The 6,154-nt window shown below is 37.8% G+C and carries 5 protein-coding genes; all 5 read left to right on the plus strand.

Annotated elements, in window-relative coordinates; all coding sequences use genetic code 11:
• Nucleotides 1-413 precede the first annotated feature (413 nt).
• Nucleotides 414-2,234 (plus strand): TIR domain-containing protein, encoded by a 1,821-nt coding sequence (locus ACTNES_RS18815; protein WP_441040368.1) that lies wholly within the window; start codon nucleotides 414-416, stop codon nucleotides 2,232-2,234.
• A gap of 81 nt (nucleotides 2,235-2,315) precedes the next feature.
• A complete protein-coding gene (locus tag ACTNES_RS18820; RefSeq protein WP_441040369.1) occupies nucleotides 2,316-4,253 on the plus strand; it encodes an SPFH domain-containing protein in 1,938 nt (645 codons plus the stop codon).
• A gap of 5 nt (nucleotides 4,254-4,258) precedes the next feature.
• Nucleotides 4,259-4,966, plus strand: a complete 708-nt coding sequence (locus ACTNES_RS18825) for a hypothetical protein (protein WP_441040370.1) — start codon at nucleotides 4,259-4,261, stop codon at nucleotides 4,964-4,966.
• Nucleotides 4,967-5,093: 127 nt separating this feature from the next.
• On the plus strand, nucleotides 5,094-5,951 hold the full coding sequence (locus ACTNES_RS18830) for an RICIN domain-containing protein (RefSeq protein WP_441040371.1): 858 nt from the start codon (nucleotides 5,094-5,096) through the stop codon (nucleotides 5,949-5,951).
• 116 nt (nucleotides 5,952-6,067) lie between these two features.
• Nucleotides 6,068-6,154: zinc-ribbon domain-containing protein (locus ACTNES_RS18835; protein WP_441040372.1), on the plus strand; the 87-nt coding region annotated here is incomplete at its 3' end.

Raw genomic sequence — 6,154 nt, forward strand, 5'->3', positions numbered from 1 at the left:
GCTCATTTTTCAAAAAGATGATTAATGAGCGACGGTGAAGTGCGCCCTTTTTTAGGAAAAACATATCAAAAACTATTTTAAATTTCTCTTGACATATCACCAGAATGCTTTTTTCGACATTATATGACATTTACTGACTTATATTGAGATATTAAAAGTATAGGATTGAACAAAATATAACATGTAATGACTTGATTTGAATCAAGCTAAAAATTTGCTGTTTACTATATAGTAGGTTATAATTAAAAAAACTGTTCACTTATGTAATTTGCATGAAAATTTCTGAAAAAGTGAGCAGTAACTTTATACTTTTTGTAAGATATATAAAACTATAAAATAATACGAATAAGATTATAAATACTACAAAAGTATATGCAGTTATTAAGGAAAATATGACACAAAGGGGGAGCAGCATGGTCTACAAATGTAAAATGTGCAAAGGAGATCTGCAGATCATTGATGAAGAGAATGGTCTCTGTGAATGCGAATACTGTGGCAGTCGGCAGACAGTTCCGCTGGAGAACAATGAAAGGAAAGCAGAACTTTATAACCGGGCAAATCAATATCGTAAAAGTAATCTTTTTGACAGAGCCGCTGATGTTTACAACAACATGGTAAAAGAATTCCCTAATGAAGCAGAAGCATACTGGGGACTGGTGTTATGCAGATATGGAATTGAATACGTAGAAGATCCGAAAACTAAAAAAATGGTTCCAACATGTCACCGCACAATACCAAAACCTATTTTTGATGATTCTGATTATCAGCTTGCATGTCAGAAAGCAAAACCGGCAGCACGAAAACAGCATGAAGAGGAAGCAGCAGAAATAGCTGAAATTCAGAAAAAAATCTTCCAGCTTGCACAGAAAGAAGAACCTTTTGATATTTTTATAAGTTATAAAGAACTTGAAGAAGGAACGAGTCAGCGAACAGAAGACAGTGTAATAGCACAGGATATTTATTCCAGACTGACAAAAGAAGGATATAAAGTATTCTTTTCAAGAATAACACTGGAAAATCGTTTAGGTGAAGACTATGAGCCCATTATTTATTCTGCGTTGAGAAGCGCTAAAATTATGTTGCTTGTTGGAACCAGCCGCGAACATATGAATGCGCCTTGGGTACGCAATGAATGGATGAGATATCTGGCTATGATGGATGAAGAAGAGAATACGAAAACTCTGATCCCAGTATACTCCAAAATGGATCCATACGATATACCGCAGGAAATCAACGGACGTCATTTGCAGGCGCAGGATGCAGAAAAAATCGGATTTCAGCAGGATTTGCTTCATGGTATCAGTAAAATCATGTCCAGCCACAGGAAGAAAGTAGCACCTGTTTCAGCAGCTTCCGGGATGGGACACGCCAGTACAGGAGGTATGATCGAGAGAGGATATATCTGCCTGAAAGATAAGAATTTTAAAGAAGCAAATGATGTATTTAATCAGGTTCTGAATATTGACCCACATTCAGGGGGAGCATATCTCGGAAGACTGATGATCAAAAGAGGCGTAACGGATATTGATGATCTGGAGAGAGAAACTTATGCATTATCTGATGAAGCAGATTACAGACATGCCGTGGAATATGGAGAACCGCAGATAAAGAAAAAATTAAAAGCATTTAATCAGAAAATTATCCATGAAAATAAGGAATATGCAAAGTATGTCATACAAAATAAAATAGATGCATTGTCCAAAACTGTTCAGGAGGAACGACAGCATATAGTGAATCTGCAGAATGAAATCAATGGCTTTATACAGAATATTCAGGCAAATCAGGAAGTTCTTGCTAAGAGTGCCAAGGCATCAGCGATTGGAGTAGTTTCGGGTTATGTGGTCATAGCATTGTTCTTATTATGGCTTCTTCCATGGACAATTGGATTTTGGAAAGATGGGGATACTGCAAATGGGATTTTCTGTGTAGTGCTGATAGTTGTTCTGTACAAATTTGTTGTGAATAAATTTGTGATTCCGATTGTAAAGAAAATCGCAGAAGGATGTATGGGAAAACCAAAAGAAGAGGTAATTACTGCATCTATGGAAGCAATTAGTTATGCGCAGAACATGACGAATGATCATAAAAAAGAAATTGAGGAAACACAGAAAAATGTTGAGTGGATGGAACGACAGATGCAGTCTCTGGAAGATAATTCTGAGGAAGTTTCAGATAAACTGTCTGTAATGAAACGAACAGCTATCCAGGAAGAATTAAACAGAATGTCATTTTAGATATCTGTAAAAATGAACGGATAATATGCCTGCTCAATTTGAAAAGATGATTATTATACTTGAAGATACTGGAGATTAGAAATGGGAAAATTTGCAATTATGTGTCCGAAATGCAATCAATATGTGACTGCATATAACGGACTTCGAGGACTTGTACAGAATAAGGTAACCTGCAATTGTGGAAATGTGATCAATGTAAAATCTGAAAGAATGACCTCATCCATATGTCCGAGTTGTGGAAATTCTGTAGTTTATGATCAGGGAAAAAGTATTCCGGTATGCCCGGTGTGCAAAAAGAAAATAGAGCCAAATGCGGAAAACAGGGTTGTTTCATTTAAGTGTCCGGAATGTGGAATTGGATTAAGTGTAACAGAAGGAACAGAGAAGTATACATGCCCTGTATGTGATAACCATATAGATGTTCAAAGAGAAATTGCAAAGGATCGCTATGCAAAGCAAGGGCTGATCAGCGAACTGAAATATGAAGGTGACAACAACACTCTTATATGGAAACATCCGATAGAAGACTTCAGCACAGGGACGCAGCTTATCGTACATGAAAGCCAGGAAGCCGTTTTCTTTAAAGACGGAGAAGCACTGGATTTATTTGGACCTGGAAGATATACACTGGAAACTCAGAATCTTCCTTTAATGAATCAGATATACCATATGCCGACAGGTGATGCAAAGGCAACGTTTCATTGTGAAGTATATTTTATTAATACCGCAACAATAATGGGTGTAAAATGGGGAACTGATACAAAAGTCAGACTGTTTGACCCGGCATCCGGAATGCATATTTCTGTTGGTGCAAGCGGTGAATTTAATATTAAAGTTACAGATTCCAGAAGGCTGCTTCTGAAAAGCGTCGGAACTACAAACGGGCTAATTGTTGAAGCAAAACAGCATCTGGAAAGTCGGGAAGAATTTGAAAAAGCCAGACATAAAAATTCTTATGATTCAAAATCGGGTGAATTTAAAAAATATTTCAGATCTCTGATCGTAACGAGAGTAAAAAATTATCTTGCCAATGTGATAAAAGAAGAAGCAATCAGTATTCTTGAAATTGATGCTCAGACAGAAAAAATGTCAGAAGCACTTGGTGAGAAGATTAATGTGGGATTGGAAGAGTACGGCTTAACAATGCCGGAATTCTATATTACACGTTTTGTAACTCCTGAAGATGACCCGGATGATCCTGCGCATGAGGATTATATGAGAATGAAATCTCTGTATTCTCAGCAATTCCTTAATGTCAAAGAAGAGCAGGTGAAAGAAGCAACTGCAAAAGCAGCCAGAGAGCGAATGACAATTGAGGCACAGACTGAAGCACAGATGAAAATCATCGGAGCTCAGGGAGATGCCGCAGCCTTAAAGATTCAGAAAGAAGCGGAAGCCGAAGCTTATCGCATGAAAGCAGAGGCAGAAGCAGCAGAAATGAGAATGAAGGGATATACATATCAGCAGGAGACAGCCCGCCAGGTTGGAGTTGGTGCTATGAAAAACGGACTGACAGGTGGAGGCAGCGGTGGAATTGGAGATATTGCAAGTCTTGGTATCGGTCTTGGTGCAATGAGCGGAGTCATTGGAATGACAAAAGAAGCAATACAGCCGATAACAGAAACAGCTTCCCAGATGGGACAAAACATTAATAATGGAATAACAGGAGCCTGGGATTGTCCGAAATGTGGTCAGAGAGGACTTGCTGGAAAGTTTTGCCATATATGTGGTACAGAAAAGCCACAGCCAATATCTGAAAATGCAGAAACATGGGACTGCATATGTGGTCAGAAAGGACTTACCGGGAAATTCTGCCCAGAGTGTGGAGCGAAACGCCCGGAACCTGTAAAAGCGGAAACATGGGATTGTACATGTGGTCAGAAGGGGCTCACTGGAAAGTTTTGCCCGGAATGTGGAGCAAAACGTCCTGAAAAACAAATAACCTGGGATTGTTCCTGTGGTGAAAAGAACATAACCGGAAAATTCTGTCCGGAATGTGGCAAGAAGAGAGAGGAGTGACGTCGATGAAACAGTCATGGAAAATACCGGCAATATGTGGAATATTAATGGTTGTTTTTAACGTTATTGTATTTGCACTGCCAATTTATAAAACACCTGTTGTGTGGATTTCGGATATTGCTGTTTTGTTAGCAATAGCAGCGCAGATACCGATATCCGGAATTGCGATGAAAAAAGGTACAAATGTTACCAGCAAAGTTTATGGATGGCCGATTATGAGCGTAGGCTTACGATATCTCGGTGCAATAACAGCATGTGCGGTTATATTCATTTTGATATCAGGCGTTGTTTTAATTTTCCCATTATGGCTTCCGGTCATTGTCTATGTAGTTTTATATGGTGCGGCCGGTATTGGACTGATAGCTGCGGAAACTACCAGAAACTATGTGGAAGAACAGGATATCAGACATGAAGAAAAAGTTGGATTCATGCGCAAACTCTATGCAGAAACAACCACATTAAAGAGAAATATAGCTGACAGGGAAATAGCTTCCTATATAAACAAAATATCGGAAGCTGTACGCTTCAGTGATCCAACCAGTTCTGCAAATGTATTTGAGAAAGAATCAGAATTATACAGTGTTTTTGGCGAAATAAAAGAGTCGGTAAAAGCGAATGATGCTGTAGCAGTAAAAGGCAAATGTCAGGAATTTCAGCAGTTACTTGATGAACGAAATTCTATGTGCAAAATTGCGAAGCGCAACAAAGCCTGAGACAAAAGACTGCAGTATGATTAATACAAACAGGAAGGAGGATTACTAAATAAGAAAAACATAATAAAAATAAGGGAAATGACTGAGACTGAAGTTCAGCTTCCCGGAATACAGGAGGAGAAAGTCTATGTATAAAAGAGAATCAAAAGAAAACCAGATGAAAAAAACAGTAATGATAGTCATTAGTATGCTTGTTATGTTTCTTCTGATGACACTATCCGGCAGTAAGAATATTTATGCAGCCGGCAGACCAATCAGTGATGGATATTATATGATCCAGTCAGGTAATAGTTATTCACGTGTATTGGATATCAATAATGCAAGTTTAAGCAATGGTGGAAATCTGGAAATATATCAGAAAAATCAGACAACGAATCAGATTTTCTACGTACAGTACAGAGGAAATGGATATTATTCTATCAGAGCCGTACATTCAGGATTATACCTGCACAGAAAAGAGAATGATAATGTTCATCAGTGGAGTGGATATAGTTCTTATAATGCCCAGTGGGAAATGAGATATGCCAATAATGGATATTATTATCTCAGAAATAGAGCAAATGGTAAGTATCTTGATAACAGCAAAGGAAGTACACAGTTAGGAAATAATGTAATAGTGTATTCTCTGAATTATGGTATTAACCAGAAATGGAGATTTATTCGTGTAAACAAACCTTCATTTACATTAAAAGTGACGAATAATAATGCTCCGCAGGGATGGTACAGACGTTCAACAACATATAGAGTATCCGGTACAGTTGCATCTACCTATCCAGTTACCAAAATGGTCATGGAGGTATATGATTTAGATGGAAATAGAACATATGCAGGAAGAGAAGGTAGCCCGAACATGACTAATTTTAAATACCAGTTTACCTTATATTTCTCACATCTCAGATCAGGAAAATACTATTATCAAATGACAGGTTACAATGCACTTGGAGATGCTGTTCAATCACGAAGATATTATTTTACAGTTTATTAAAGTCGGAGAATATTTATTTTCGGATTTCTATGGATGAGGCTGGAGCCTTCTGTCGAAAGGCAGAAGGCTTTGCCTTTGTTAAGGCAGTTATATACTAAAAACACAAGGAGATAAGGATGAAGAAGTGTAGCAATTGTGGAAATGATATATTAGATAATCTCATCAGATGTCCTTATTGTGGAAGCAAACAGGGAAAAAAAGAA

The sequence above is a fragment of the Blautia sp. HCP3S3_D9 genome (assembly GCF_052063845.1).
Lineage (GTDB): Bacteria > Bacillota > Clostridia > Lachnospirales > Lachnospiraceae > Blautia_A.

Excerpts from the sequence above, each read along its gene's own strand:
- ACTNES_RS18820 (WP_441040369.1), top strand. The coding sequence starts at position 2,316 with ATGGGAAAATTTGCAATTATGTGTCCGAAATGCAATCAATATGTGACT.
- ACTNES_RS18830 (WP_441040371.1), top strand. The coding sequence starts at position 5,094 with ATGTATAAAAGAGAATCAAAAGAAAACCAGATGAAAAAAACAGTAATG.
- ACTNES_RS18825 (WP_441040370.1), top strand. The coding sequence starts at position 4,259 with ATGAAACAGTCATGGAAAATACCGGCAATATGTGGAATATTAATGGTT.
- ACTNES_RS18815 (WP_441040368.1), top strand. The coding sequence starts at position 414 with ATGGTCTACAAATGTAAAATGTGCAAAGGAGATCTGCAGATCATTGAT.